Origin of the sequence: Pedobacter metabolipauper, from assembly GCF_004362715.1 — a bacterium.
GTDB classification, from domain to species: domain Bacteria; phylum Bacteroidota; class Bacteroidia; order Sphingobacteriales; family Sphingobacteriaceae; genus Pedobacter; species Pedobacter metabolipauper.
The window spans coordinates 1,450,533-1,474,365 of sequence record NZ_SNYC01000003.1 but is presented as its reverse complement, the minus strand read 5'-3'; the positions used below and the strand labels follow the sequence as shown (position 1 = coordinate 1,474,365).

Genomic DNA, 23,833 nt, shown 5'->3' with positions numbered 1-23,833 from the left:
ATTGCTTTAGCTACAACCAAGCTTTAACGGAGATCAGCCTTGGAGCGGTTACCTTACAAGTGAAGGATGTTGATGGTTACTGCTTTGTAGTTCAACAAACGAAGTCCACAAAAGGGATTAAGATTTATTCAGGATATAACCTTGTAAATATTGATAACAAAAAAATCAAACGTCAAGATGCTTTCGTAGCTGAGAAAGATGGTTTTTACGCCCATGGTGAAACTGTTAAAAAAGCAATATCGGATGTTCAGTTTAAAATCGTCGCTGAGAAATTAAAGAACGAGCCGATTCTTCCAGACACGGTGATCACTATTAATCATTACCGGTTAATAACTGGTGCCTGTGAAATGGGCGTAAATTCTTGGATGGAAAATACCTTTACAGAAAAGGAAAGGGTTGATGTTGCTGAAAATGGAATCAAAGCTTCAAAGCTTCTGCCTATTCTAAAAAAGAAAAATGCATACGGTTTAGATAGGTTCACTTCATTGGTAGCTTTTTAAATCATGGCAAAGAAAATTAGATATAAAACCGTCCAAGTTATTCTACCTGATAATATCAGTCTTACTTACCTTAAGAAGGTTGTGGATACTTTAGGAAAGGACTACTGTTTTTCAGTTCAGCAGTTGATAGATTTTTTATCTGAAAATAAACCTCAGTAATGGCACAAGATCCATACTTTGGCAGGCCTGAGATCAGTAACTCTGATCTTAGTGCCTTACAGGAAATGCTTCATCCAAAGCCTCAATTTGGAGATAAAGAATATGCATACGCCTTCGGTACACTGCTGGATAATATGATCACTGAACCTGATAAAGTAGACCTGTTCAATCTGACCGTGAAATATCAAACCTACCGCTATACGGCAGATGATTTTGAACTAGCCAAAGCTATGAAGCGCGCATACTATAAAGATCCATTTGCAAAGATGATCAGTGATGCTGCCGATTTCCAAGCGATATCCACCAGGTACAATTGGTTAATGAATTATAACGGCTTTGACTTCACATTGTCAGCTGGTACCCGTTGCAAATGGGATCTTCTGGTTAGAGCCTGGAAGATGGGAGGCGACATAAAGTCTACTGCAGCAGAAACACAAAGTCAATTTGAGGCGGCTTGTGAGCATTTCGGTTATTTCCGTTCTCGAGCTTGGTACATGGATATTGAAGGCACTAATAAAGATATGCTTATAGGAATCAGCAAAAAGAACCAGAAGATATTCAAGATCTGTGTTGATCGGAACGCGCCATTAACCGATATGAGTAGGAAGTTATATGAGCATGGAAAATCTCAATACGAAGATTTAGCATTTAAATATTGGCTCATGTTTGATGGCCTTAAAATATCAGCATAATGGAAGACCTTAAGGAATATGCAGCTCTTGTAGAGCGAATGCGGATAGCTCAGAATGAGTATTTCCGTACCCGGGCACAAGTTGCCATGAGTGTTTCCATCAAACTGGAAAAACTTGTAGACGAGGCTACTGAATCAATCCTCGGACCAGACAGAATTATAAATCAACAAAAACTATTTTAACATGAGCGTAAATTTAGGAATGGGCGTAATGCTCAATTTATTAGGTGGCAACGAAAAAACAGTTAACTGTTTAAAAGCCTCTATCGGTAAAATTATAAAGTTAGCCACTTTAGATGAGGCTAACGATAGATTAGTGCTTGAATTCACAGATGAAACAAAGTTGTTTATTTCAGATGAGGGGCAATCGTGCTGTGAACATCGGTATATGACTACTGATGATAATCTAGTTGATTTCGCTGGAGCTGTTGTACTTAATTATCAGATCAAGGATGCTCCAAGCATAGAAGATGAATATGGTGATTGTCACGATATCGAATGGTTTGAAGTTATAACCGACAAAGGCCCTTTTCAAATGGTAAACCATAACGAGCATAACGGTTATTATGGTGGATTTTCAGTGTGTGCTAAAAACTAAATCTATGAGAACAATCACACTTACCAGCGGCACGTACGCTGTTGATCCTATCCTTGATGGATTCGATATTATTGAAAAACCATCCAGTAACGTTGCGTTTGTCGGCACCGACATGCTCGCTGGCAAAATGTATGTCCAGTTTAAAAACGGATCCGGTTATATTTATTCAGAGGTTGATGCAGACACATTATCGTTCGTCCCTATTGCGGAAAGCATAGGTAAGTTCATCAGTTCAAAAGTCGTAAAACATTTTCCAAGCGTGAAGCAAGAAAACGCTTTGATTGTCAAAGGTGAAGAGATTATGGGTGATCCCGTTCTAATCATTACTGGTGACATTAAAGATTTTCCTGCAAAATCAGAAGCAGGTATAATCTTCCAAATGTCTGAAGGTGCAACGATGGAATATATCGAACCGAAATCCGGTAACAATGATCCTGAGTTTTAATTTAATCCAATATATGAAAATCACAAAATCAATTACCAGCGAAGAACTGGAAGCAAAGAAGGCTGTGGCCGAAGAGGCACATGAGCTAAAGGCTGGGACCAAGGTCAAGATTGTTGAGGCCAGCCTTGGTAAATCAGGTATCAACCTGAAGTACTGGAAAGTGGTTACAAGGGACTTTGAAAACATAAAAGGAGAAATGGAACTCAGAGAGTTCGAGAATCCTGGAGCTGAAAAAATGCCGTTCCTTCCGCACCCTGATTTGCTTCTAGCATTTGATCTATTACGCCCGCACTTGTTATTGGCCTGTCAGCAAAAGGAAGCTTATGATGCGTATGGTGACCTTATTTCACCTGTTACATTTGAAAGTTTTGTCGGTGAAGATCAAGATAACCCACTAAGCCGATTTAAGGTTACTGGTTTCGCCATCAATGATAGTGAAACTGGCGTGACACTGACAGGATTGCGATTTACACGTGGTTCAGCAACTTTGCCATTGTCACAATACCTGGATTTCCATGGTGGTGAAAACGCCTATGAATTTGGCGATGAGGCTTACCACGTAATCAAGCATGCCAGAAACGAAGTGCTATTGTATTACAACGGAAAGATCGCGCCTGATTCCCAGTATTCATTAGACTTTGATGATGCTGCCAGTGACATGGAATAATTAAAAATTTGATTCAGATAATGCGAATTTAACATTTTTCGCATTATCTGTTTTTTAAACCTATAATCATGACAGAAGTAAAATTTAAAACCAATTCACCTGAATTAGCAGCAATCATAATTTCTATTTTAATGGAAGTAGACGGAGCTGAGAGCAAGCATCCGAAATGGCCAGAATGCCATGTTAAACAGATTGCTTTTGTAGCTGAAGAATCCGGTGAGCTTGTTCGTGCCGGTAACTTGCTGGATGAAGGTCAAGGATCTTTTGAAGATATTAAAACAGAAGCCATTCACACAGCCGCCACCGCCATCCGGTTCTTAAAAAACCTTCCAGAAACACAAAAGGCATACAGCTATCCTGGAATAATTGAGTATTTCTCAAATACGGAAGATGAGGTGCGCAATGGGTGAAAAGAAAATATGGCCGTCTGGTGCAATTCTAACCGTTCATGATACTGAAACAGACCTAACCAGTAAAGAAAAGCTTAACCTTAAGCGTGATGTACAGTACTGGAAAGAATCATCGAAAAGGAAAGATAAGGATATCATTCATCTTAACAATAAGGTCCGGGGATTGAAATCTCACATAACCAGGCTACAAGCAGCATTACACAAGAAAGGAGTTTACAAAATATGAGCGTAGGAACCATAATGCAAGTAGGTAAAGTCTATAAAATAGAATTCGCATACCGGCCGGCAATAACTGCAGCAGTCAAAGAACTTCCAGATAGACAATTCAGATATGCAGATAAAATCTGGGAGGTGCCTGTTCAGCATCATATTGCGGTGAAAGCTTTTGCAAAAAAGTATGATCTCGATTTTCATATTGAAACAGGGGTAGAGCCGGTAACGAACTTTGTTATTCCACCTCTTCCGGAACTGACAATTAACATTCCAACTAAACGGCCTATGTTACCATGGCAGCCGGGTGGCGTGGCGTACATCTTGAAAAATAGACGTGTGATTGTTGGCGACGATATGGGCCTTGGTAAAACTTCCCAGGCTATTATTGCTATTGAAGGGTTGCATCAGCTTGGTGAAGCCTCTTACCCTTGTTTGATAATTTGCCCATCAGCAGTTAAAGAGAACTGGGTAAAAGAGATCAACCAGAATATTAGCAAAAAGGGTATCGTTCTGCAAAACAGCATCAAGAATACTTTCATGGAATACTTTAGGGTTGGCATGTCTCAGTTCTTTATTGTCAATTTTGAATCGCTTAAAAAGTACTTCGTTGATCACATTGATGAAGTACCCAAAGGAAAGCAGTTACGCCTGGAGCATATTCACTTCAACAAAAAGTACTTGGACTTTTTCAAAGCAGTCATTGTTGATGAAAGCCATAAAGTGAAATCAATCAAGTCTCAAAGTACAAAATTTACTAAAGGAATTTGTATTGGAAAAGAAACTATCCTTTTGTTAACCGGTACACCTATTGTAAATAAGCCTATGGACTTAGTTTCTCAATTAGGTATCATGAACAGGATGGCAGACTTTGGAGGTTACACGGCCTTTGTTAAGCGTTATTGTTCAGGACCAAAGGAAGCCAGCAATTTAAAAGAGCTTAATTACAAGCTCAATTCGATCTGCTTTTATAGGAGGAATAAAACTGATCCGGATATTAAGAAGTTCCTTCCGGATAAAGCAAGGCAGGTGATCAGCTGCGAACTTGATCCTGTTCACAGAAAAGAATACATGCATGCTCAAGCGGATCTTGAATCTTACATGATCAACATCAAAAAGCAGTCTGAAGAATCAGTTCAGAAATCTATGAAGGGTGAAGTGATGGTAAGGATCGGAATACTTAAAAACATAAGTGCCCGCGGTAAGCTGGCTGATGCTTTTTCTTTCATTCAGGATATCATTGACAACGGACAAAAGATCGTTGTTTTTGCCAGCCTTAAAGAGGTAATTGCCAAAGTTCAGGAGCGGTTCCCGCGTTCTGTTCGTATAACAGGTGCAGAAGATGGCAAACAAAAACAAGCGGCTGTTGACCGGTTTAAATCAGATCCTAAAATTGACGTAATAGTTTTAAATCTAAAAGCTGGCGGAACTGGTGTGGATGGATTGCAGAATGTAGCCACACAGATTTGCTTCATAGAATTTGGCTGGCATGCCGCGATAATGGATCAGGCAGAAGATCGATTGTACAGGACCGGTCAACACTCAAACGTCATGTGCACCTACTTCCTTGGTAAAAGCACTATCGATGAATGGAACTATAAGCTGATTAACAGCAAACGTGAAATTGCCAATACGGTAACTGGCAGTGAAGATCAAACAGAAGAGACTTTTGTAGACAGTGTTATGTCTCTTTTTGCTAAGTAAAATGTCAAAATATCATTTTACGCATAAATTAAAATCATGAATTATAAAAAGTTCCTTGAAAAAAAGATAGTCGTTGCAGATAGTTTCGGCTTGAATATTTCCAGATCAGCATTGTCCCCGTTATTACTGCCACACCAGACAGATATTGTGCACTGGGCAATAGAAGGTGGTAGGCGGGCAATATTTGCAAGTTTTGGCCTTGGTAAGACAATTATGCAATTGGAGATTGCCCGCTTGGTTATGGTCCTTACCACAAAGCCTTTTCTTATCTGCATGCCACTTGCGGTTGTAGGTGAATTTAAACGGGATAATGAATTTCTTAAGACCGGCCATGAGGTGGTTTACATCACCGATTCAGATAGGATTGATGATTACCAAACTAAAATATACGTGACCAATTACGAGCGGATCCGTAAAGGTGATATTGACCCTACAAAGTTCGGTGGCGTTTCGTTTGATGAGGCTTCAATGCTTCGTAATTTAGAAACTGAAACCACCAACTATGTCCTTGCTTACTTTAAGAAAATCAATTACCGGTTTGTGGCTACAGCTACACCCACACCAAACGATTTTATAGAGATATTGAACTACGCTGATTTCTTAGGTGTTATTGATCGGGGCCATGCACTTACCAGGTTCTTCAAGCGCGATCCGAAGAAAGCCGGACACTTAACCCTTTACGAAAACAAGAAAGAAGAGTTTTGGAAATGGGTATCTACATGGGCCGTTTTCATTAACAAGCCGTCTGATCTCGGTTATGATGATACCGGGTACCTGCTTCCAAAAATGCACCTTCATGAAATTGAAGTAAGCAATCAGACTGATGAGGTTATCCAGAATAAAAGAGGCGATATCGTTCTGTTTAAGGATACAACAAAAAGCCTGGTAGACGTAAGCCGGGAAAAGTCTGACAGTGTTCAGATCAGGATTGATAAGGCATTGGAGATCGTTAATGCTTATGCAGATTCAAATTGGATAATATGGCACCATCTTAACAAGGAAAAAGATGCAATAGAGAGAACCTTCAAAGGTTTTGATCTTAAATCTGTTCACGGTGGACAGACAAACGTAGAGAAAGAAGCTGCTCTTATTGACTTTTCGGAAAGCAGATACAAAATACTTTCTACCAAACCTAAAATTGCAGGATCCGGATGCAACATGCAGCATGCCTGTCACAATATGATATTTGCCGGCATTGACTATAAGTTCAATGATTTCATTCAGGCAATACATCGCGTCTACAGGTTCCGTCAATCCAAAGAAGTAAATATTTATATCCTGTTCACTCAAAATGAGCGGGAAGTATTAAAGGCCCTAAAAACAAAGTGGGCCAAACACATCGAGTTACAAACCGAAATGATCAACCTGGTAAGGGAGTACGGTTTGAACAGCGATAAAATTAAAGCAGATATGAAAAGACAGATTTTCTCTAAGCCTCGCAGCTCCGTGGTCGGTAACGCTACCGTTTTCAATAATGATACGGTTATTCAGCATGATCCTAAAAACATGGCCGACAATAGCTCACACATGATTCTTACCTCAATTCCTTTTGGTGATCATTACGAATATTCCGATAACTATAACGACATGGGCCACAATAAAGGGAATGATGAATTCTTCAAACAGATGGATTTCCTTACCCCAAATTTGTTGCGGACTTTAAAGCCTGGTCGGGTAGCTGCAGTTCACGTTAAAGACAGGATCCGGTATTCTTACCAGAACGGTACAAAGTTCACTACCATTGATGATTTCAGTGGTAAAACGGTATCCCACTTTGTGAAACACGGATTTTATCTGATTGGCAAAATCACGGTTACTACTGATGTAGTTCAGGAAAATAACCAGACTTACCGTTTAGGATGGAGCGAGCAGTGTAAGGACGCTTCAAAAATGGGAGTAGGTCTACCTGAATATATTTTGCTTTTCCGTAAAGCTCCAACAGGCTTAGAAAATTCTTATGCTGATGAGCCTGTAACTCATTCTAAGATTGATTACGATATCGCAAGATGGCAGTTAGATGCTCATGCTTATTGGAAAACTGATGGTAATAGGTTTTTATCTGCAGAAGAGATCCAGAAGTCCGATATGAAGCGCATATTTAATTATTGGAAGAAATACAATAAAGAAAACATCTACAATTTTGCAGAACACCTGCAGATCTGCCGCGACCTCGAAGGTCAAGACAAATTATCAAAGTTATTCATGACCCTTCCAACTCATTCGAATCAGGAATGCGTTTGGACCGACATCAACAGATTGAAAACTTTAAATGCAAACCAGGCTAATCAGAAAAAGGAAAAGCACATTTGCCCACTTCAATTGGATATCATAGAAAGGCTAATTACCCGCTTCACTATGCCAGGAGAAATAGTTGATGATCCTTTCGGAGGTCTATTTTCAACCGCATACAAAGCTTTGGAATTAGGTCGAGGTTCGATATCCTGTGAGCTTAATCCAGATTACTATGATGATGGGTTATTTTATCTAAAATCTATTGAATACAAGATCAACGTGCCAACATTGTTTGACTTAATTGGGGAGGCTGTATAATGGCGAAGCAACATTTTTTATATACAGAAGGTGGCGGGTTTAATCCGGTTATAGTTAAAGATCCTCTTGCTGTTGAGTTTCTGATCATCGATTTGTTTTGTGGAGCGGGCGGTACCTCAACAGGATTTCACCGTGCATTTATCGGTGGTGATCAAGTCGCCCTTGTAATGGCCTGCATCAATCATGATCCGAAAGCGATAAAGTCACACTGGTTAAATTATCCGGATGTAGTCCACTTTGAAGAGGACATCAGAACCGTAGAATTACAGCCTGTAGTTGATCTTATCGCTAAGTACCGTATGATCTATCCAAATGCAAAGATAATCCTTTGGGCGAGCTTAGAGTGTACCAATTTCAGCAAAGCAAAGGGCGGTCAAGCTCGTGATGCAGATAGCCGTACACTGGCTGAACATTTAGACAGATACATCAAGGCTCTTGATCCGGATTATATACAGATTGAAAACGTAGTAGAATTCATGAGCTGGGGCCCGCTCGATGAAAACGGAAAGCCGATCAGTCGGAAGTCTGGTAAAGACTGGGTTAAATGGTGCAAGTACATTGATTCACTCGGATATCGTAATGAGTGGAAAGAAATGAACAGCGCGGACTTCGGTGCATACACGTCTCGTAACCGTTTATTCGGATGTTTCGCTAAACCTGGTTTGCCAATTGTATGGCCAGAAAGCACACATGCTAAAAAGCCCGGATTAGATGGGATGTTTGGTGTTCAACTGAAATGGAAAGCAGTTAAGGATGTTCTTGATTTTAAGGATGAAGGATTAAGTATTTTCAACAGGAAGAAGCCTTTGGTTGATGCTTCTCTTGAACGAATTGAAGCTGGTCTAATTAAATTTGTTGCAGGTGGTAAAGAGGCATTTCTGCTTCAATACAATAGTGGATCTACGGATAATCGGGCGTTGTCTGTGGATTCACCATGCAATACCATCCCTACAAACAACAGGTTTGCACTTGCTCAAACAGAATACTTTTTAGCTAAAACATTTAGTGGAAAACCGGAAGGCAAGGTAATACCGGTGACTGGTCCGGCTGGAACAATTACAACTTTCGGTAGCCATCAGTTAATCAAATGTACTCCCTTTATTATGAAGTACAATTCCAGAAGTCAAAAAGGCGTACATATACCTCCATCGGTAGAAGATCCTTTACCGACCATATCTTGTCAGGTTAGAATGGGTATTGTAACGCCACAACCTTTTATTATGAACACCAATTTTAAAAACGTTGGTAGTTCGATTGAGGATCCTGCTCAAACTTTAACGGCCAGCCGCCATCATCCGTACATTGTTAATCCTGCATTTCTGGCTAAGTATTATGGTAACGGTGACAATACCAGTTCCATTGAAGAGCCTGCCGGCACATTGGTAACCAAAGATCGGTTCTCCAAGATTCAGCCTGTATTTATCAATCGGGATTATAAAACACCTACAAGCTCTTCGATACACGAGCCACTTGGTGCCCTGCTGACTGTACCAAAGGCAAGTATTGTGAAAGCTCAACCTTTCATTTTAAATCCTTCTCATGGTGGCCATTGCACCGGTACGGATGTTCCGTGCGTGGTTATCGTAGCCAGGCAAGATAAGGCACCTCTTTACTTAGTACAGTTCCATAAGCATCCTGATGTAAGCATTCCAATCTATGATGAAGATAGCCCGGTTATGATCCGGATTAAAAAATTCATGGCCCTGTACGGTTTGTCAGATATCAAAATGAGAATGCTTAAAGTTTCGGAGCTATTGCCTATCCAAGGTTTCCCTATAGATTACAAGCTCGAGGGTAATCAAACTGATCAGAAGAAGTTCATTGGGAACTCGGTTGTACCACATGTGGTTACTTCCTGGTGTTTAGCCATGGCAAATAAATGCCGGACCTTAAGAATAGCAGCATGACAGAAGAACTTACATTTTTCTCCTTTGGTGGTGGTCAGGATGGAACCTACATGCTTTACAAAATGATTCGTGATCAAGAATATAAAAAGAATTTTGTGAAAGGCAGGTTGGTGGTAGCTATGTCAGATCCAGGTGATGAACATGAACATACTTATCAGCACGTTTATTGGATCGAGCAGTTATGCAAAGAAAATGGTATCGAATTCTATTTTTTGAAGGCAAGTGACGGATTTCACCCGAATACATGGCAAAGTCTCATTTCTCAATTTAGGTTGAACAATACAATAATGTCGATGATGTTTGGCCGTAGCTGTACCGATAATCTAAAGATTAAGCCATTATATAATTTTCTTAATGTTTGGATTGCGAGAGAATATTATGGTGAATACATTCCAAATAGCACCAGAAATAGAACATGGATTAAGAGATTTGCTAAAGATCACTCGAAAATAAAAGTTATCATTGGCATTGCGTCTGGTGAAGAAAAACGAATTAAGATCAGTAAAAAGAAAAGTCAATTCAATTTATTTAAGCCGGTAAAATCGGTCAACGTATGGATGACAAAATCCATTGAGAAGGTCTATCCAATGATCACAGAAGGAATAGACCGTAAAATGGCACAGGACTACATCTTGGTTACACCATGGCCGTTACCATATCCATCAAATTGTATGCGATGCCCATTTCTATCCCTTCAGGAAATACTTTGGTTATTTAGGTTTCATCCTGATAAGTGGTATGAGTGGGTTGAAATCGAACAAAATAAAATCGATGCAAATACACATGTCGAAAACAATTTGGGCGTAAAAGGTAAAAAGTTGTTACCTGAAATATTAAAAGAAGCGATTGAAAAGTTTGGTCATTTGACGGATCAAATGCTTACAGATTATAAAATGAGCCATGGACATTGCGTTAAGTCCAAATATTAAAGATATCATTTGAAATGTGGGGCGATGGGGATCCTTAGTGATAATGATTCGGAATATAAATTCAGATGATTAAAACCTTGCGTACATAAATCACCGTATAACAAAATGTAAATATTAAAAATATGACAGTTAAACCAAATCGTACAGTGCTATATTCGGATACCGATAGAAAGATCATCTATGATTTCTGGTTTAACCCAAATCAAACTATGAAAAATATAGCCGATAAATACGGGGTAAGTGATTACCTGGTGAGTAAAGTAACCAGCCAGTTTATAAGGACCAAAGATGAAGAAAGGCAAAAGATTCTGAAAGAAGCAGCAGCATTATTCAAGCAAAATGAGGGTTTACCATGACTGGTGAAATGTTAATTTAACATATTGCGCATATTATCAAAATAATTATTAATTTAGCGGTTCCAGGTTGGTAGCCGTAAGACATTCAAATATTACCCTCACAGGCCGTCATTTGCATCCTGCAGTGAACAAGCTACCAACCTTTGGCGTGTGGGGGTAATATTAAATCAATCAATTCTAATGGGTAGAATACGCACTATTAAACCTGAATTCTGGACCGATGAAAAGGTCGGGGAACTAAAACGTGATGAGCGGTTATTGTTCCTTGGATTGCTAAATCTTGCTGATGATGAGGGAGCATTGAAAGCAACACCGGCTTTTATAAAAGGTCAGATATTTGCCTATGATGAGGACTTAACCATAGCTGATGTAAAGGTGTGGTTAGAGGGATTAACATTGGTAAAAATGCTATTGCCATTTGATCATAATGGTGAGAAGTTCTTCTTAATCAGGACTTTCAAAGATCATCAGAAAATAAATAGACCAACACCCTCTAAAATACCTAAAAACGTACTTACAAGTATTTTAAATGCATACTCACTGAATACTCATGGAATACTCACTGATGATTCAGTGGCGGAAAGGAAAGGAAAGGAAGGGAATAAGGAAAGGGAAATAGAAGGGAATGGAAAGGAAGCGGATTCATCCACTCCTCAAGTAGATAATATTCTCATTGATAAAATAATGAAGTTTTTCGGTTTTACTGAAATCACAAATTATGATAAAATGAGGGACATATTAGCTTTTATCAACTGCTTAACCATCAACAACAGGCATCATTATTTTCAACAACAATTCGATGCATACGTCGAGTACAAAACAATCAACGACAGCTATGTCCATAAGTTTAAAAATTTCTTAGGCACACACTCAATGCTTTTTGAAGATGGAGCATGGAATGAAGATAACTGGGTAGCAAAATTACAAACCGAAAAAAACAAACAACATGGAAAAGGAAATCAATCAAATTCTGGAAGAAGGTCACACCTCAACCCGCCTACAAATAGTTACACCAAACTATGATCACATCGAATTAACCGATGAAGAAATTGAAGCATGGACCGCATGGGCATTAAGAATTGCCAGAAAAAAGAAAGATGCCGCATTAACAGAATTGGCGTACTCAAAAAAGCTCATTGAACCAAGCCATTACATCAAATTCAATTACGATGGCCTGAAAGATTTCCTCACTGAGAAATACAATATCGTTGATGAATCTGAAACGGAATTGATCGAAAAATACGAAGAGGATAATATTGAATACTTCCTGATCGATAGTGACAACAGAGAAATATTTGAATTACTCTGTATGTATTTTTCAGAAGATCCAGCATTTGAATTGTCAGGAGAATACAGTTTCAAAAAGGGGATCATGATCAACGGGCCAACAGGTTGTGGTAAGACTAAGCTCATGAAGATATTCAGTAGTAATACGTTCAGGCCTTTCATCACAACATCAGTAAGGTCTGTAGCTGATGCCTATCAGGAGGATGGTATAGATGCTCTTAATAAGTATTCCAGCCTGATACCGGTATATCCGCAAAGGAACTTTGGGTTTGATGCAATAGGTCATTGTTTCGATGATTTGGGCACTGAAGATGATAAAAAGAACTTCGGAAACCAAGTTAATGTACTGCAAGACATCATTTACAAAGTTTATGATCAAGAACTTACAGGCTGGTTTCATCTCACAACAAACCTTGGAGGTAAAGAGATTGATTCTATCTACGGTAACAGGATCCGCAGCAGAATGAGGGAAATGTACAACCAAATGATGTTTTCACCAGAAGCAAAAGATAGAAGAAAATAGGATGAAAAACATTCACGTATTACACATCATTAAAAAGAAAGCACTAAATATGAGTACATTAAAGGTTTTTACGCCAACACAAAACCAGCTGTCACCAGCCAAAAAGAAAAGATCTGCTGCTAAATGCCAGGTGGATTTAAACAAGTTCATTGATAAATTTCAACCGTCAAAGTTTAAGAAGCTTAAGGACGGTATTGAGATCAGGAGTGTTTACGATATACCAGATGCTATATCTAAGGCAAAATGCCTGATAGCTACAATGTCGTTAAAGCTGCAGGTAGTTCACTCTGCAGAAATGGCTGCGTATAGGGCATTTGAAATCCGGGAGTTATAGTAAAGATGGGAACAATGGAACTATTCAATAGCATTACGAAAACAGCTGTCATTTCTGATTGTAAAAAGTACAGATATGAGCTGTCAAGAGTATGGGACGACACGAAACCTAAAGTGCTCTTCATTATGCACAACCCATCAACAGCGGATGCAAATGATGATGATCCAACAATCAGACGTTGCATCGGATTTGCAAGGAAATGGGGCTATGGTGGTATTTATGTTGGTAATTTGATTCCCTATCGATGCACTGATCCTAAAGAACTTTTATCTATACCTTTTGATGTGGCTATAGGTCATCCATTCTCAAATACCGTTCACATAAATAAAATGGCAGACATCTGCAGCTTGCATGTTCTCGCTTACGGCAATCCGGCAATCAATATATGTTTGCTGGAATTGTTTGATGATCGATGGCATTATCTCAAATTAACAAAGGCCGGTAACCCTGGTCACCCGCTTTATCTTAAGGGTGATCTTACACCAAAAAAATTAAGATCATGAAAATCAAAAAGATAATCGGCTATATGCTGTTAGGATCCTTTATTGTCTTCCATGCTTGGATGTACTTTACACAGATGCCTTGGTACATGATATTTATTGTTATTGGCGGGTCTGCCTGTTTAATGGCATTTTTCGCATTGCTTCATTGGTTATTTAAAGATTAATTATGGAAAAGATAATCATACGAGGTTGTGAGGGTAGAGGTGATGGTGATCATCCTTATCTAACCAGATGGGTACTGTTCAGAAAGAAATGGCTTGCTATCTACTTTCATAAGTTCCACAGAAGCGATGCAGATGATTTACATGATCATCCCTGGAACTTCATTTCAATTATCCTTTGGCGTGGATATTTCGAGCAGACTTTTACACCTAACGGGCATGCCTTTAACTTCAAAAGGATTCTTCCGGGTACAATCATCTACCGGAAATCTACGCATGCTCACAGAGTTATCCTGATTGAAAACAAACCAGCATATACTTTAGTGATCAGGTTTAAAGACAAATTTAACTGGGGATTCTATCATAAAGGAATTTATCTGCCATTCAGGAATTACTTTAGAAAATTTGGTTGCTAATGAGCAATGATGAAGCGGTGCAACTGATGTTTAAGGACTTCAAACATTGTTGCGATATGATGAAAGTGAGGGAAAAGGAATTGAACAAGTGGATAATCAACCAATTCTTAAAACCAGAAATTAGAAAATATGCTGTACGACTGTTCTATCGCAGATCAAAACCTATGTAAATTTACATAACATGACAACAAGAGAAGTACATGAGGCCGTTAAGGTCTTGTTTGGTAATTACGATTACCCGCTGTTCAATAGCTTTGTCTTTGAGTGGGAAAGCGATTTCTTTGCTATCAGCAAATCCGGATACAGCGTTGAGGTTGAGGTAAAGGTGTCCAGATCAGATTTTAAGCGTGACTTTAGCCATAAGCCAGCAAAGCATACGGTATTTACCAGGCATAAAGAACTTGCTTACTGTAAAAAAGTTTATGATGAATCTCATTATCCATTAAAGATCGAAGGTATCTGGCATACTCCTAAATCATCTATGCTTCACTGGATCAAACCATGTGAGGTATTACCAAATAAGTTTTACTATGCTTGTCCGGAAGGCCTTATTAAGCTGGAAGAGGTGCCGGCATACGCTGGATTGATCTATACTGGTCCAATTCAGTACCAGGCTAAAATTGTCAAACCAGCTCCCTTCCTTCATAAAAACAAAAAATGCTTTGATAAGATATTGCTGGGTAAGTATTACCACCGAAACAATGAGCTGTATAACATGCTCCATTATTTTCAAATAAATGCTGATCTTACGGATGAACAAAACCGGCAGCTAAAAACAATATTTGATAGAATTAGATAAAATAATATGTTAAAATAACACTTTACGCATTTTAATTGTTATGTTTGAAGTCTGCTAACTGTTGCGACCTGGTTAGTGCCTTAAAAGACATTTAGAGCCTACTGGCAGAGTACCTGATCGCAACCGGGGAAATGCTGCTAGGCTTTTTTAATTTACATCTTAAACCAATATTGACCATGAAGCTATTATTCATCATTAAAATGATTGTGTGCCTGGTGCCGATATCATTAATTATCCTATCCGGAGCGATTGCTTATTTATTAACGTTCTTGATCTACAGCGTTGTTCATCCTTTTATACCGGAAAGATCATGAATAATATTAGTTTAGAAGAAGTGGCGCAACGAATTGAAACAATTAAAGCTGCAGGTATGGATATATTCAAAAATATTGATCCACCAGTTTTAAAGTTAAAAACTTCGTTCCCTGATTTTATAGCAGGTACTGGTTTGAGCCAGAAAGATCAGGATCTTGTCAAAGGTGTTTATTTTGATTGGCTAAGTCAGCAGGGATGACCATGAGAAGATACGGGGAAATGCCGAAATCGTTAGGAACGGTTGAGGTCTGTTGCAAGGAAATGATGTTTTATCAGTACTTACCAATCAAGCTGGCCGGACAGATGATTGCTGTATGGGAAGATAGATTGAATCCGTTTTCACAGTTAATTGAAAAGTGCATGTTTGACTTTGGATTTATTTACGGCAATGATACGCTTGATGAGTCCAATGTTTATTTGACAGTAAAGCATCTGTATCAAACAGAAGGCTGTTCCTTCAATCGAGAAGGCTGGCACTCCGATGGATTTATGACTGATGACATTAATTACATTTGGTCTAACAATAATGGAACAATATTCAATACAAGTAAATTCAATCTTACACAAGATCATAAGATCAGCATCGAAGAAATGTGCCAGCAAGCACGACCACTTAATGATTATCAGTTTCAAGATAGTGAGTTATTAAGACTTGATCAGTACAATATTCATAAGGTGGCTTACATCGCTAAACCAACGATGAGAACCTTTTTTAAATTATCCTTTAGCCCTGACAAATATAACCTTGTTGGTAATTCACATAATCATCTACTGGATTATAGTTGGGAAATGAAAGAGAGACAAGTCACAAGAAATCATCCCGTAAAATCATGAAAGCATTATCAGTAAAAAATCCGTGGGCAATGCTTATCGCTCATGGTATAAAATCAATCGAAAATAGGAGCAGACGGACCAAATACCGCGGCACATTCCTTATACACACATCACAAAAGCCAGCGTTTACAGAGCTTCAATCCTGTCTAACATACCCACAATGGAACGAAATACCGGAAGCTAAGCAAGCAGAGTTTCTATCCGGAATATGGCCGAACGGCTGCATAATAGGGCAGGTTGATCTGGTTGACTGTGTTATCAATCATTCCAGTGTTTGGGCTGAGCAGATGGCTTATCATGTGTGCCCAGTAACCGGCCTACATATCTTGCGTAAAGGGCAACCTTACGTATGGAACTGGGTGCTGGAAAATCCTGTCCTTTACGATAAGCCAATTGAAAATGTTAAAGGCGCACTTAGTTTTTGGGAGTACAGGAAACCGTAATTTATAAAATGTTAATTATTATACTTTAGCATATGACATCCCAACAATCAAAAAATGTCCGTAAAGGCCATAGACGCATCATGGAATTATCGAACTATGCAATTCATTGCTGGATTTATTCGTGCACAGAGATCGGTACCTGGCTTAGTAAGAGAGGTAAAAGGACGCACAGGGGCAGGGAAATTAACTGAAATAATGGAATATATCTACCACGGTGACAAGATCACTGATCCCCAATTTAAAAAGCAGCCCTGTAAGGCTGTCAGGGTAAACGGCAAGTGTATTCGAGGTAAGAATAGTAATATGCTTGTAGAGTTTGCCTGGGGTGTGCAGGCGGTAATTATGGCACGGACTTTAAGAAAAATAAAAAATCAATGAATGTAAAATTCAGATACAAGCTGATGAACCGAAAAAGGCGGTTTAAGGCTATACCGATCCCAAAGGTTTATATTAGGGTAAAATTTAGGGCATTAGCTGGACATTGGACTGCAAGGGAGGATCTTATAAAGCAAGGTATACCAGCTGAAAGATTTGATGAGCCAGGTGGTATGTACTGCATTGACTTTGGATATAAAGCGGTAGAACACTTTATATCAATTGGTGAATATTATAGAAAAGAACCACCTCACCTTTGTAAGATGAGTCTCCCTAGCTTTTCTGGTCAAGGTAGCTCTTATAAGAGCCTATGGAGATACATTTCCAATAACCGGCATAGAATACACCCTTTGGATATTGTCAAATGAAATCATCCACTATTCTAAAAGCTGTTTACAAAGATTGCCTTGAACGCGGATACGTGCTTAATGGCGATCAGCTACTGCCGCCTAACCATCCAGAAGCTATCCGGATTCTGAATAATAAATCCAAAAGGAGAAAGAGGGTAATTACCCACAAAACGGGATGGGTTGATGATGATCGTAATATCAAAAATAAAGATACTGCAGCTGACATGTTCATGAAACTGGTTAAGATCGAACTTGGTTTAGATGTTTGGCCGGAATTCTTTTTTAGCACAGATCGTCTGTACCGTTTCGATTATGTTGTGCCGGTAGATGTTCATGGTAAAGTATTAAAGATCGCAATTGAACAGGAGGGAGGTATATGGGCGAAAGGAAACAGCGGCCATTCATCCGGCACCGGAATCCAAAGAGATATGGACAAAAACAATCTGGCAATTGCTCAGGGCTGGGTGATCATCAGGAGAACACCAACTGACCTTTGCACAATGGAAACAATCAATTTAATCAAATCAATAATAAACCAAAGAAACATATGAGTGTAGAAGAAATACCATCAGACACACTGGTCGAAATGACACCAGAACTTTATCAAGAATTTGCGCAAGGAGGTTGTGTACCAGCATGTCACCTTAGCGAAAAATGGATAAACATTGGTGATAAATTTAGATTAGCAACTTTACCCTGTGCTTATCACCCATCTGGAGGTACAGCAGGACTGATCCGGATAGAAGAAAGAGACGTTATGTTATCAGAGTCTGCAGATGAGAAGAAATTTGTAAAAATTCAATACAAAATTCTTTCTGATTGGGAGAAAGGGCGAAAGGAAGCTATAAAAAAAGGCCGTGGAGGATGCTTCAGGATTAACGGAAAAATAGTTCATTAAAAATAACATTATGACATTAGGAGAATTTAAAAAGAAAACAGAGCATTTGCCAGATCACATCGAAATGATGATGGCGGAAGTAGAGACAGGATTCAAGTATTCACCAGTTGAGTCTGCTACAGTTCAGGATATCAACTTTAGCGAAGAACCAGACGGATCAGGTGCTAGTGCAAAGGAAACAGTGTTAATTTTAGACGGCATATAACCATGGAAATCAAAACAAACTTAAACAAACAGAACTTTTTCGATGAAGCAACTAAAAAGCTACCCGTAGCAATACGGTTATTTGATAACTAGCTAAATGAATACTCTTTAGCTACTGGTTGGACCGACAATTTTATATCACTTACTTTTGAAATGCAGTTAGGTGTGATTGTCAGGTTTGTCGATGATAATAATGAATCCGAATTTCATCATCAATACTTTCAAGATTACTATACGCACGATCTAACAAATCCGGAAGCCGTGATGGGATGGTTTTTTAGTTTCTTAAGCAATTATGACCAGCAACATAACCCTGATCACTTAAAAACCAATCCACCTGGCGAAGAAGATGATCTTCCTTTTTAAATATTAATGCGGTTTTGACATTTCACGCATTTTATTCTATCTTTATACCATGCTTGAATATAATTCAACTTTGATGGTAACTGTGCTGCGTAAGGAATATCCGGAAATTGCTGATATTATAGCTGAAAGGATTAAGAAAACGCTGCCAGAAGAGAAGCTAGACGACCTTTGCCATATAAGCGAGATTGTCGAAACTTTCAAAAGGGACAAAGGCATTTGCCTGGTAAGCTGGACGAACCGAAAGTCCAATTATAACAGGGAACTACTAATTGCAGTTATGCTTATGTTCTATCATCCGGAAAAGCTTCTGCAACTAACTACATCGAGATCAAAGTTTGGTATGCTTAAGCAGCTTTCAAAGCTAATAGGTAGTTCCCAGCCGATCCTAAGTGGAGATTTAGCCAATGCAATTGTTGCATTTAAGGCATACGACAAATTCCGTAAGGAAGTGTATCGCATTTACGAAATCATAAAAACAGAAAATAATTTTTTTACAACCTAATTATGGCAAAGCAAATTAAACCAAAGTATCCCAGTGAAAGGGAGAAAACCAGTCAAGCGTTTTCAAACGCAGAAGTTTCTACAGACGTTATGACTACTCATCCGCGGGTGATCATCACAATCGGTGGCAGTCTAAGTAATCACATCATCAACGACATTCAAAATGCTATTGACGATGTTTTAAATCATCACGGTAAGTAGTATGAATCAGAAGCCTCAAAAGCCTATGAAGCCAAAGCCTATATTCTATGCTTGTTGCTTTCCAGAATTGCAAAAAATTGCAAAAGAACGCGGATATAATCTGCTGTTGCACGGTAGCATGGATAGAGACATGGATTTGGTTGCAGTTCCGTGGTCAGATACTCCATCAACTCATTACGATCTGATAAGCAGTATCGATGAATATGTTAGAGGTATCAAGTACACCGAAGATAGTTTTGAATCTGGTTACATGTTCAGTGTACTTCCAGGTGGGCGAAGCTCGTACGTTGTAAACATCAATAGAGGTGGCCCGTATAATGATTACCTGGATCAGCAGTATTACTTAGATATTAGTATTACACCTTTTAAATAAAATATTATGAAAAGCTACTGCATTGGCTTAGGTATCGGCCTTAACATGTTCTTTGCTGAATATTTAACGGTGTACCCTCCAGCGGAAGAAAAGCCTAAGTACGTCAACCAGTACAGCAAAAAGAGGAAAGCCTTTCAGAAATGAGAGGCTTTTTTTATATTTGCCGGCATGACAGCAGAAGAGTTTGAAGCGTATTTCCAAGGCATTACTTTACCAGAACCACCAATATATTTACACGAATCGATTGTTATACGCGATGTAGAAAAGTTCCTTGAGCGGCAGATAACCATTCTAAAAAGACAACCTGATGCAAGAACCTCAATACCAGCTCATGATCGTTTGATGCAATTTATTGAGATAATCGAAAATAAAGAAGCTACTTCTTAGGCGATATTTCAATACCGCCTATCTGTTCACCATTTTTCTGGTAGAAAAGAAATTCAGTCGGTTCTTTAATTTCAAGATTGTGATCTTTTAAAATCAAATATACAAACGCTTCCATCCGCTCAATGGATGTAGTGGGTGATTCCAAAGGCAATGTGAACCCGATAATATTTGGATCACCAACGCCAACCTCAAAGCCTCCAGGTGTAAGGATCTCTCCAAACTTTTTAAATAGGAATATCGTATGATCAGTTGCCATTATTAAAGCTCGTGGTTATAAATTGCTTCTCCCAATCCCTGTGCATACTCAGCTGTGATCAGATCCGCAGTGTACCAGGTTATTTTGCAGTCGTAAATTTCAGGATATAGATCAGCTATCTTAATATCGTTTTCATACACGGAATACATACCATCTTCCAATGGTTGAACTGTTAACTGTTTATTCTCAAAAATTAATTCGTAAGGATCCATGCTATTGGCTATTCAATGGAAGTATAAATTCTTGTTTATTATTAGGTATGCTTTTAACTGCTGCGGTGTTTACATCCTTTGATACCTGGTAGACATTCATCAGGTCATCCGGATATGGTTGGCAGAGACTTAATAATGCAGGTACGCTGAAATGTCTATTTAACCACAGCTTTTCTGATGATCTATCCAGTATCACCGGCATTCTGAACTTTGGATCATGTACTTTACCGACAGTTTCATTTGCTACAGTAGTCATTATAGTAAAGGATCTATACACATCATCATTAAATTTGCTCTTCCATTCTGACCATAGCCCGGCAAATGCAAACACCTCCCGGTCTTTTAAAGTGAAGCGATATGGTATTGATTCACCACTTTTTTTATCCCACTCATAAAAACCATCGGCAAGAACCAAGCAGGTTTTGTGATGAACAAGTAGCGGAGCATATGTTTTCTTCATTCCAGCTCCTTCGGATCTGGCGTTAAGTGTACTAAAGTTAAGTTTGGTATCTGCTGACCAGTAAGGAACTAAACCAAAATGCATTTTCTGAGCGATATCAGGCTCATCAGCCGTAATAACCAATCCGTTCTGCGTGGGAGCCAGATTGTAATTTGGTTCAAACTCTGGAAATTTGACGTTATACGCCTCCAAGAGTTGCTTCTCTGATCTCGTTAAAGTATATCGTGCGCACATGTGTTAACAAACATTATTAAGACTTTTTTGTTTTATTTATCATTGTAGTTCAGATCTTTATCATGCCAAAATCCTCAAGTTGATCCAATATCGCCTGCTTATCATCCAAGGTAAGGCAATCACCAAAAAACACCTTACTTCTTACCTTATACAGATCGAAAACGAAATAGTCATGCTGAAAACAAACGGTCCAGCCAATACCTGTGTAATCAATAACATCTCCAAGACACCATCGGCCCATTCTCATATTCAATGAATACGAGCCATCTTTCTCAAATTTAGGTTTGATGATATCTAATTGAATTGATCCGTGATTCATCTTCGTTGCTGAAACTAAATATTTCAGTTCACCACAAACTGCAATAAACTCAACATCCATAACTCAAATAATTTAGGACTGCAATTATACTAAAAATATTAGTAAACAAAAAACGCTACCTTTCAGCAGCGTTAATAGTATTATTAAACTTCAGCAATTTTATAGTGGCATTTTTATAATCACGGATACTCTTACACCATTTCTTCTAATGTAAGCACCAACACCATCATGAAAACAAGTATCGTATCCTGCATTAGTCACTTTGGCTTTTGATAATCTTCCTACAATAATACCATCTGCTTGCGCTCGTTTCAAAACAGATTTACATTGCACGTCAATAGCCTTGTAAAAGGCATCCAGCCTTTCTTTCGCTTGCGCATGAATACTAAGCATTATTTTATCTGCCATTTCTTTGTTGGCTAGTAATGGCTCGTTGATCATATCTCGTAGTAATTGTCTATCTCTATCTGATAAAGACATTGGCGCGCCTAACCTGGGTGTTTCTCCGTATATCATATTGCAGTTTATGATCGATTATTAATTTATTGATCTGCGATAGCTGATTTTCCCAATCATCTGTAATGCAAACATACGAACATCCCTCATCAGCGATCTGAATAGCGTTGTCGTTATAATGTTTGATTTTCTCAATCAGTTCCAGTCTACGTATCTGCAGCATTAAAATATCATACGTTTGGCTCATACTGCAGGTTCTTTAATGGTTAATTCCTCACCGGTCAAGGCATACACTAAATTTTGTAACTCGTGAACGTAATCAGGCGAATGGATCACATCAGTATATCCACATCCAACGTTCAGTTCAATTTCAAATATGTATGTATTATCAGGAAACAGCCTTGCGCCAAAAGTAACGCGACCAATGAACGTTTGGTAAAGATCGTTCTCTTCCTGATATCCCGTTGGCACTTCAGGTTTGGTGAATCCCAACTTGATCAACCAATCTTCGGTTAATGGGATTGGTTCTATTTCGTAATCAGGCCTTACATCTGGTGTTTTCGGATTACCGTAAAATATACGATCGCCAATAAAACCTACTACCGTGAGTTCAAAATTACTTATAATAGATTGAACAAAATTACCTATCCTTAGTTCGGTTGCTTTCATAATTTAACTGGTTTGTAAAATACACCATCCTTAGATGTCATTTTGGCAAATGCTTGTTTAACTTCATTGTAGGTGACGGATCTTTCGTTAGCTGCCTTTGCTATTTCTTGAACAGGTACCGATTTCAATTCTGCCAGCGTATTATAAATTGGAATACCTAAACTGATTATCTGCATAAGGTCTATTTTAAAAGCATTGCCTTGAATTTTAATAGATCGATAGGCATAAAATAACAGATCAAAAGACTTCTGATCAAGCGACATTGCTTCACCTACGGCACCCAGTATATCCCTTTCAGCGGTAGTTACGTTTATATTTTCGCTCATTGTATCTGAGAATTTAATTTAAAATAAAAATAAAACATTGCCTTTACAGGCTGGCTCATAGGTCGGGTTCCATTTATCCAGGCTGATAGATTGGTTTTATCTATACCAGTGTCAGCTTGAATATCTTTAATTCTAACCCCATTATTAAGCATCTTATCATTAATCCATGCAGGATTTACCACGTCAATAATTGGAGGTTTGTACGGGATTGGGTGAACTAAAATCTTAGCACCATCCAAAACAGAGAATAATTCCCTGGTCAGTTCAATCAGCCTAACTTCATCAGCATAGTTTTCAGAAAGGTGCTTACCTTGTTCAGTTTTTACAACTACTGAGCTATTTTTAATATTCATTTCGATAATTTTAAAGCTAATATTCGAATATTTCAAATGTAATGCAGCACCGGCTTCAAGCTTATTAAGATGATCAGTTGAAAAATATTGTAAATGTAGCAACTTATGCAAGTTCTTTATAACGCTCATAATTATGTTTTTTAAAGGGAGGT

Annotated in this window: 40 protein-coding genes; 31 read left to right on the top strand and 9 right to left on the bottom strand. The window is 38.6% G+C overall.

Features of this window, described 5'->3' with window-relative positions; genetic code table 11:
- The 31 genes from ATK78_RS22715 to ATK78_RS06420 all read left to right on the top strand — a co-directional run.
- The coding region (locus tag ATK78_RS22715; RefSeq protein WP_166664840.1) for a hypothetical protein at positions 1 to 500 on the top strand (500 nt) is incomplete at its 5' end.
- Positions 501 to 658: 158 nt separating this feature from the next.
- Entirely contained in the window at positions 659 to 1,351 is a 693-nt protein-coding gene (locus ATK78_RS06565; RefSeq protein ID WP_133575224.1) for a hypothetical protein, read from the top strand.
- A complete protein-coding gene (locus ATK78_RS06560; RefSeq protein ID WP_133575223.1) occupies positions 1,351 to 1,533 on the top strand; it encodes a hypothetical protein in 183 nt (60 codons plus the stop codon). Before ATK78_RS06565 ends, ATK78_RS06560 begins: the two co-directional genes overlap by 1 nt.
- Position 1,534: 1 nt before the next feature.
- Positions 1,535 to 1,948, top strand: a complete 414-nt coding sequence (locus ATK78_RS06555) for a DUF7448 domain-containing protein (protein ID WP_133575222.1) — start codon at positions 1,535 to 1,537, stop codon at positions 1,946 to 1,948.
- Positions 1,949 to 1,952: 4 nt separating this feature from the next.
- A complete protein-coding gene (locus ATK78_RS06550) occupies positions 1,953 to 2,393 on the top strand; it encodes a KTSC domain-containing protein (protein WP_166664839.1) in 441 nt (146 codons plus the stop codon).
- 13 nt (positions 2,394 to 2,406) lie between these two features.
- Positions 2,407 to 3,060 carry a hypothetical protein gene (locus ATK78_RS06545; RefSeq protein WP_133575220.1) on the top strand — a complete coding sequence of 218 codons (654 nt, stop codon included), beginning with the start codon at positions 2,407 to 2,409 and terminating at the stop codon, positions 3,058 to 3,060.
- Between the two features lie 68 nt (positions 3,061 to 3,128).
- Positions 3,129 to 3,470, top strand: coding sequence for a hypothetical protein (locus ATK78_RS06540; RefSeq protein ID WP_133575219.1), 342 nt, complete (start codon positions 3,129 to 3,131; stop codon positions 3,468 to 3,470).
- 222 nt (positions 3,471 to 3,692) lie between these two features.
- Entirely contained in the window at positions 3,693 to 5,384 is a 1,692-nt protein-coding gene (locus ATK78_RS06535; RefSeq protein WP_133575218.1) for a DEAD/DEAH box helicase, read from the top strand.
- A 36-nt stretch (positions 5,385 to 5,420) separates the two neighbouring features.
- Positions 5,421 to 7,934, top strand: coding sequence for a DNA methyltransferase (locus ATK78_RS06530; protein WP_133575217.1), 2,514 nt, complete (start codon positions 5,421 to 5,423; stop codon positions 7,932 to 7,934).
- Positions 7,934 to 9,841 carry a DNA cytosine methyltransferase gene (locus ATK78_RS06525; protein WP_133575216.1) on the top strand — a complete coding sequence of 636 codons (1,908 nt, stop codon included), beginning with the start codon at positions 7,934 to 7,936 and terminating at the stop codon, positions 9,839 to 9,841. The genes ATK78_RS06530 and ATK78_RS06525 overlap by 1 nt, the downstream gene beginning before the upstream one ends.
- Complete coding sequence (locus ATK78_RS06520) at positions 9,838 to 10,770, top strand: adenine nucleotide alpha hydrolase family protein (protein WP_133575215.1); 933 nt, start codon at positions 9,838 to 9,840, stop codon at positions 10,768 to 10,770. The genes ATK78_RS06525 and ATK78_RS06520 overlap by 4 nt, the downstream gene beginning before the upstream one ends.
- Positions 10,771 to 10,892: 122 nt before the next feature.
- Positions 10,893 to 11,126, top strand: coding sequence for a helix-turn-helix domain-containing protein (locus tag ATK78_RS06515; protein ID WP_133575214.1), 234 nt, complete (start codon positions 10,893 to 10,895; stop codon positions 11,124 to 11,126).
- A gap of 180 nt (positions 11,127 to 11,306) precedes the next feature.
- A complete protein-coding gene (locus ATK78_RS06510; protein ID WP_166664838.1) occupies positions 11,307 to 12,149 on the top strand; it encodes a hypothetical protein in 843 nt (280 codons plus the stop codon).
- Entirely contained in the window at positions 12,073 to 12,936 is an 864-nt protein-coding gene (locus tag ATK78_RS06505; protein WP_133575212.1) for a P-loop NTPase family protein, read from the top strand. Before ATK78_RS06510 ends, ATK78_RS06505 begins: the two co-directional genes overlap by 77 nt.
- A 1-nt stretch (position 12,937) precedes the next feature.
- Positions 12,938 to 13,270: a hypothetical protein gene (locus ATK78_RS22985; protein ID WP_243732459.1), complete on the top strand. Its 333-nt coding sequence runs from the start codon at positions 12,938 to 12,940 to the stop codon at positions 13,268 to 13,270.
- A gap of 14 nt (positions 13,271 to 13,284) precedes the next feature.
- Positions 13,285 to 13,773, top strand: a complete 489-nt coding sequence (locus tag ATK78_RS06495) for a DUF1643 domain-containing protein (protein ID WP_133575211.1) — start codon at positions 13,285 to 13,287, stop codon at positions 13,771 to 13,773.
- Positions 13,774 to 13,939: 166 nt separating this feature from the next.
- On the top strand, positions 13,940 to 14,350 hold the full coding sequence (locus ATK78_RS06490) for a hypothetical protein (RefSeq protein WP_133575210.1): 411 nt from the start codon (positions 13,940 to 13,942) through the stop codon (positions 14,348 to 14,350).
- A gap of 181 nt (positions 14,351 to 14,531) precedes the next feature.
- Positions 14,532 to 15,149 (top strand): hypothetical protein, encoded by a 618-nt coding sequence (locus ATK78_RS06485; RefSeq protein WP_133575209.1) that lies wholly within the window; start codon positions 14,532 to 14,534, stop codon positions 15,147 to 15,149.
- Positions 15,150 to 15,459: 310 nt separating this feature from the next.
- Entirely contained in the window at positions 15,460 to 15,663 is a 204-nt protein-coding gene (locus ATK78_RS06480) for a hypothetical protein (protein WP_133575208.1), read from the top strand.
- A complete protein-coding gene (locus tag ATK78_RS06475; protein WP_133575207.1) occupies positions 15,660 to 16,298 on the top strand; it encodes a hypothetical protein in 639 nt (212 codons plus the stop codon). Before ATK78_RS06480 ends, ATK78_RS06475 begins: the two co-directional genes overlap by 4 nt.
- Positions 16,295 to 16,741 carry an ASCH domain-containing protein gene (locus ATK78_RS06470; protein ID WP_133575206.1) on the top strand — a complete coding sequence of 149 codons (447 nt, stop codon included), beginning with the start codon at positions 16,295 to 16,297 and terminating at the stop codon, positions 16,739 to 16,741. Before ATK78_RS06475 ends, ATK78_RS06470 begins: the two co-directional genes overlap by 4 nt.
- A 374-nt stretch (positions 16,742 to 17,115) precedes the next feature.
- Positions 17,116 to 17,484, top strand: a complete 369-nt coding sequence (locus tag ATK78_RS06460) for a hypothetical protein (RefSeq protein ID WP_133575204.1) — start codon at positions 17,116 to 17,118, stop codon at positions 17,482 to 17,484.
- Positions 17,481 to 18,017: a hypothetical protein gene (locus tag ATK78_RS06455; protein WP_133575203.1), complete on the top strand. Its 537-nt coding sequence runs from the start codon at positions 17,481 to 17,483 to the stop codon at positions 18,015 to 18,017. The genes ATK78_RS06460 and ATK78_RS06455 overlap by 4 nt, the downstream gene beginning before the upstream one ends.
- Positions 18,014 to 18,364, top strand: coding sequence for a hypothetical protein (locus ATK78_RS06450; protein WP_133575202.1), 351 nt, complete (start codon positions 18,014 to 18,016; stop codon positions 18,362 to 18,364). Before ATK78_RS06455 ends, ATK78_RS06450 begins: the two co-directional genes overlap by 4 nt.
- Before the next feature lie 10 nt (positions 18,365 to 18,374).
- Positions 18,375 to 18,569 carry a hypothetical protein gene (locus ATK78_RS06445; RefSeq protein ID WP_133575201.1) on the top strand — a complete coding sequence of 65 codons (195 nt, stop codon included), beginning with the start codon at positions 18,375 to 18,377 and terminating at the stop codon, positions 18,567 to 18,569.
- 152 nt (positions 18,570 to 18,721) lie between these two features.
- Positions 18,722 to 18,934, top strand: coding sequence for a hypothetical protein (locus tag ATK78_RS06440; RefSeq protein WP_133575200.1), 213 nt, complete (start codon positions 18,722 to 18,724; stop codon positions 18,932 to 18,934).
- A gap of 49 nt (positions 18,935 to 18,983) precedes the next feature.
- A complete protein-coding gene (locus tag ATK78_RS06435; protein WP_133575199.1) occupies positions 18,984 to 19,436 on the top strand; it encodes a hypothetical protein in 453 nt (150 codons plus the stop codon).
- 2 nt (positions 19,437 to 19,438) lie between these two features.
- A complete protein-coding gene (locus tag ATK78_RS06430; protein WP_133575198.1) occupies positions 19,439 to 19,636 on the top strand; it encodes a hypothetical protein in 198 nt (65 codons plus the stop codon).
- A gap of 25 nt (positions 19,637 to 19,661) precedes the next feature.
- A complete protein-coding gene (locus ATK78_RS06425; protein WP_208112306.1) occupies positions 19,662 to 20,009 on the top strand; it encodes a hypothetical protein in 348 nt (115 codons plus the stop codon).
- A 6-nt stretch (positions 20,010 to 20,015) separates the two neighbouring features.
- Complete coding sequence (locus ATK78_RS22710) at positions 20,016 to 20,153, top strand: hypothetical protein (RefSeq protein WP_166664837.1); 138 nt, start codon at positions 20,016 to 20,018, stop codon at positions 20,151 to 20,153.
- Positions 20,154 to 20,177: 24 nt separating this feature from the next.
- Positions 20,178 to 20,396 carry a DUF6965 family protein gene (locus ATK78_RS06420; RefSeq protein WP_133575196.1) on the top strand — a complete coding sequence of 73 codons (219 nt, stop codon included), beginning with the start codon at positions 20,178 to 20,180 and terminating at the stop codon, positions 20,394 to 20,396.
- Here ATK78_RS06420 and ATK78_RS06415 read toward each other — a convergent pair.
- The 9 genes from ATK78_RS06415 to ATK78_RS06375 all read right to left on the bottom strand — a co-directional run bounded on the left by ATK78_RS06415 (position 20,386) and on the right by ATK78_RS06375 (position 23,810).
- Positions 20,386 to 20,652 (bottom strand): hypothetical protein, encoded by a 267-nt coding sequence (locus tag ATK78_RS06415; protein WP_133575195.1) that lies wholly within the window; start codon positions 20,650 to 20,652, stop codon positions 20,386 to 20,388. The two genes, ATK78_RS06420 and ATK78_RS06415, sit on opposite strands and share 11 nt — an antisense overlap.
- 2 nt (positions 20,653 to 20,654) lie before the next feature.
- A complete protein-coding gene (locus ATK78_RS06410; protein ID WP_133575194.1) occupies positions 20,655 to 20,864 on the bottom strand; it encodes a hypothetical protein in 210 nt (69 codons plus the stop codon).
- 1 nt (position 20,865) lies between these two features.
- Complete coding sequence (locus ATK78_RS06405; RefSeq protein WP_133575193.1) at positions 20,866 to 21,558, bottom strand: SOS response-associated peptidase; 693 nt, start codon at positions 21,556 to 21,558, stop codon at positions 20,866 to 20,868.
- Between the two features lie 49 nt (positions 21,559 to 21,607).
- Positions 21,608 to 21,937: a hypothetical protein gene (locus ATK78_RS06400; RefSeq protein ID WP_133575192.1), complete on the bottom strand. Its 330-nt coding sequence runs from the start codon at positions 21,935 to 21,937 to the stop codon at positions 21,608 to 21,610.
- Between the two features lie 99 nt (positions 21,938 to 22,036).
- Entirely contained in the window at positions 22,037 to 22,318 is a 282-nt protein-coding gene (locus tag ATK78_RS06395; protein WP_133575191.1) for a hypothetical protein, read from the bottom strand.
- 22 nt (positions 22,319 to 22,340) lie between these two features.
- Positions 22,341 to 22,580: a hypothetical protein gene (locus ATK78_RS06390; protein WP_133575190.1), complete on the bottom strand. Its 240-nt coding sequence runs from the start codon at positions 22,578 to 22,580 to the stop codon at positions 22,341 to 22,343.
- The gene (locus tag ATK78_RS06385; protein WP_133575189.1) at positions 22,577 to 23,002 is read right to left on the bottom strand and encodes a hypothetical protein; all 426 of its coding nucleotides are present in this window, start codon (positions 23,000 to 23,002) and stop codon (positions 22,577 to 22,579) included. Before ATK78_RS06385 ends, ATK78_RS06390 begins: the two co-directional genes overlap by 4 nt.
- Positions 22,999 to 23,328: a hypothetical protein gene (locus ATK78_RS06380; protein ID WP_133575188.1), complete on the bottom strand. Its 330-nt coding sequence runs from the start codon at positions 23,326 to 23,328 to the stop codon at positions 22,999 to 23,001. The genes ATK78_RS06385 and ATK78_RS06380 overlap by 4 nt, the downstream gene beginning before the upstream one ends.
- Positions 23,325 to 23,810, bottom strand: coding sequence for an XRE family transcriptional regulator (locus tag ATK78_RS06375; protein WP_133575187.1), 486 nt, complete (start codon positions 23,808 to 23,810; stop codon positions 23,325 to 23,327). Before ATK78_RS06375 ends, ATK78_RS06380 begins: the two co-directional genes overlap by 4 nt.
- Positions 23,811 to 23,833: the final 23 nt, after the last annotated feature.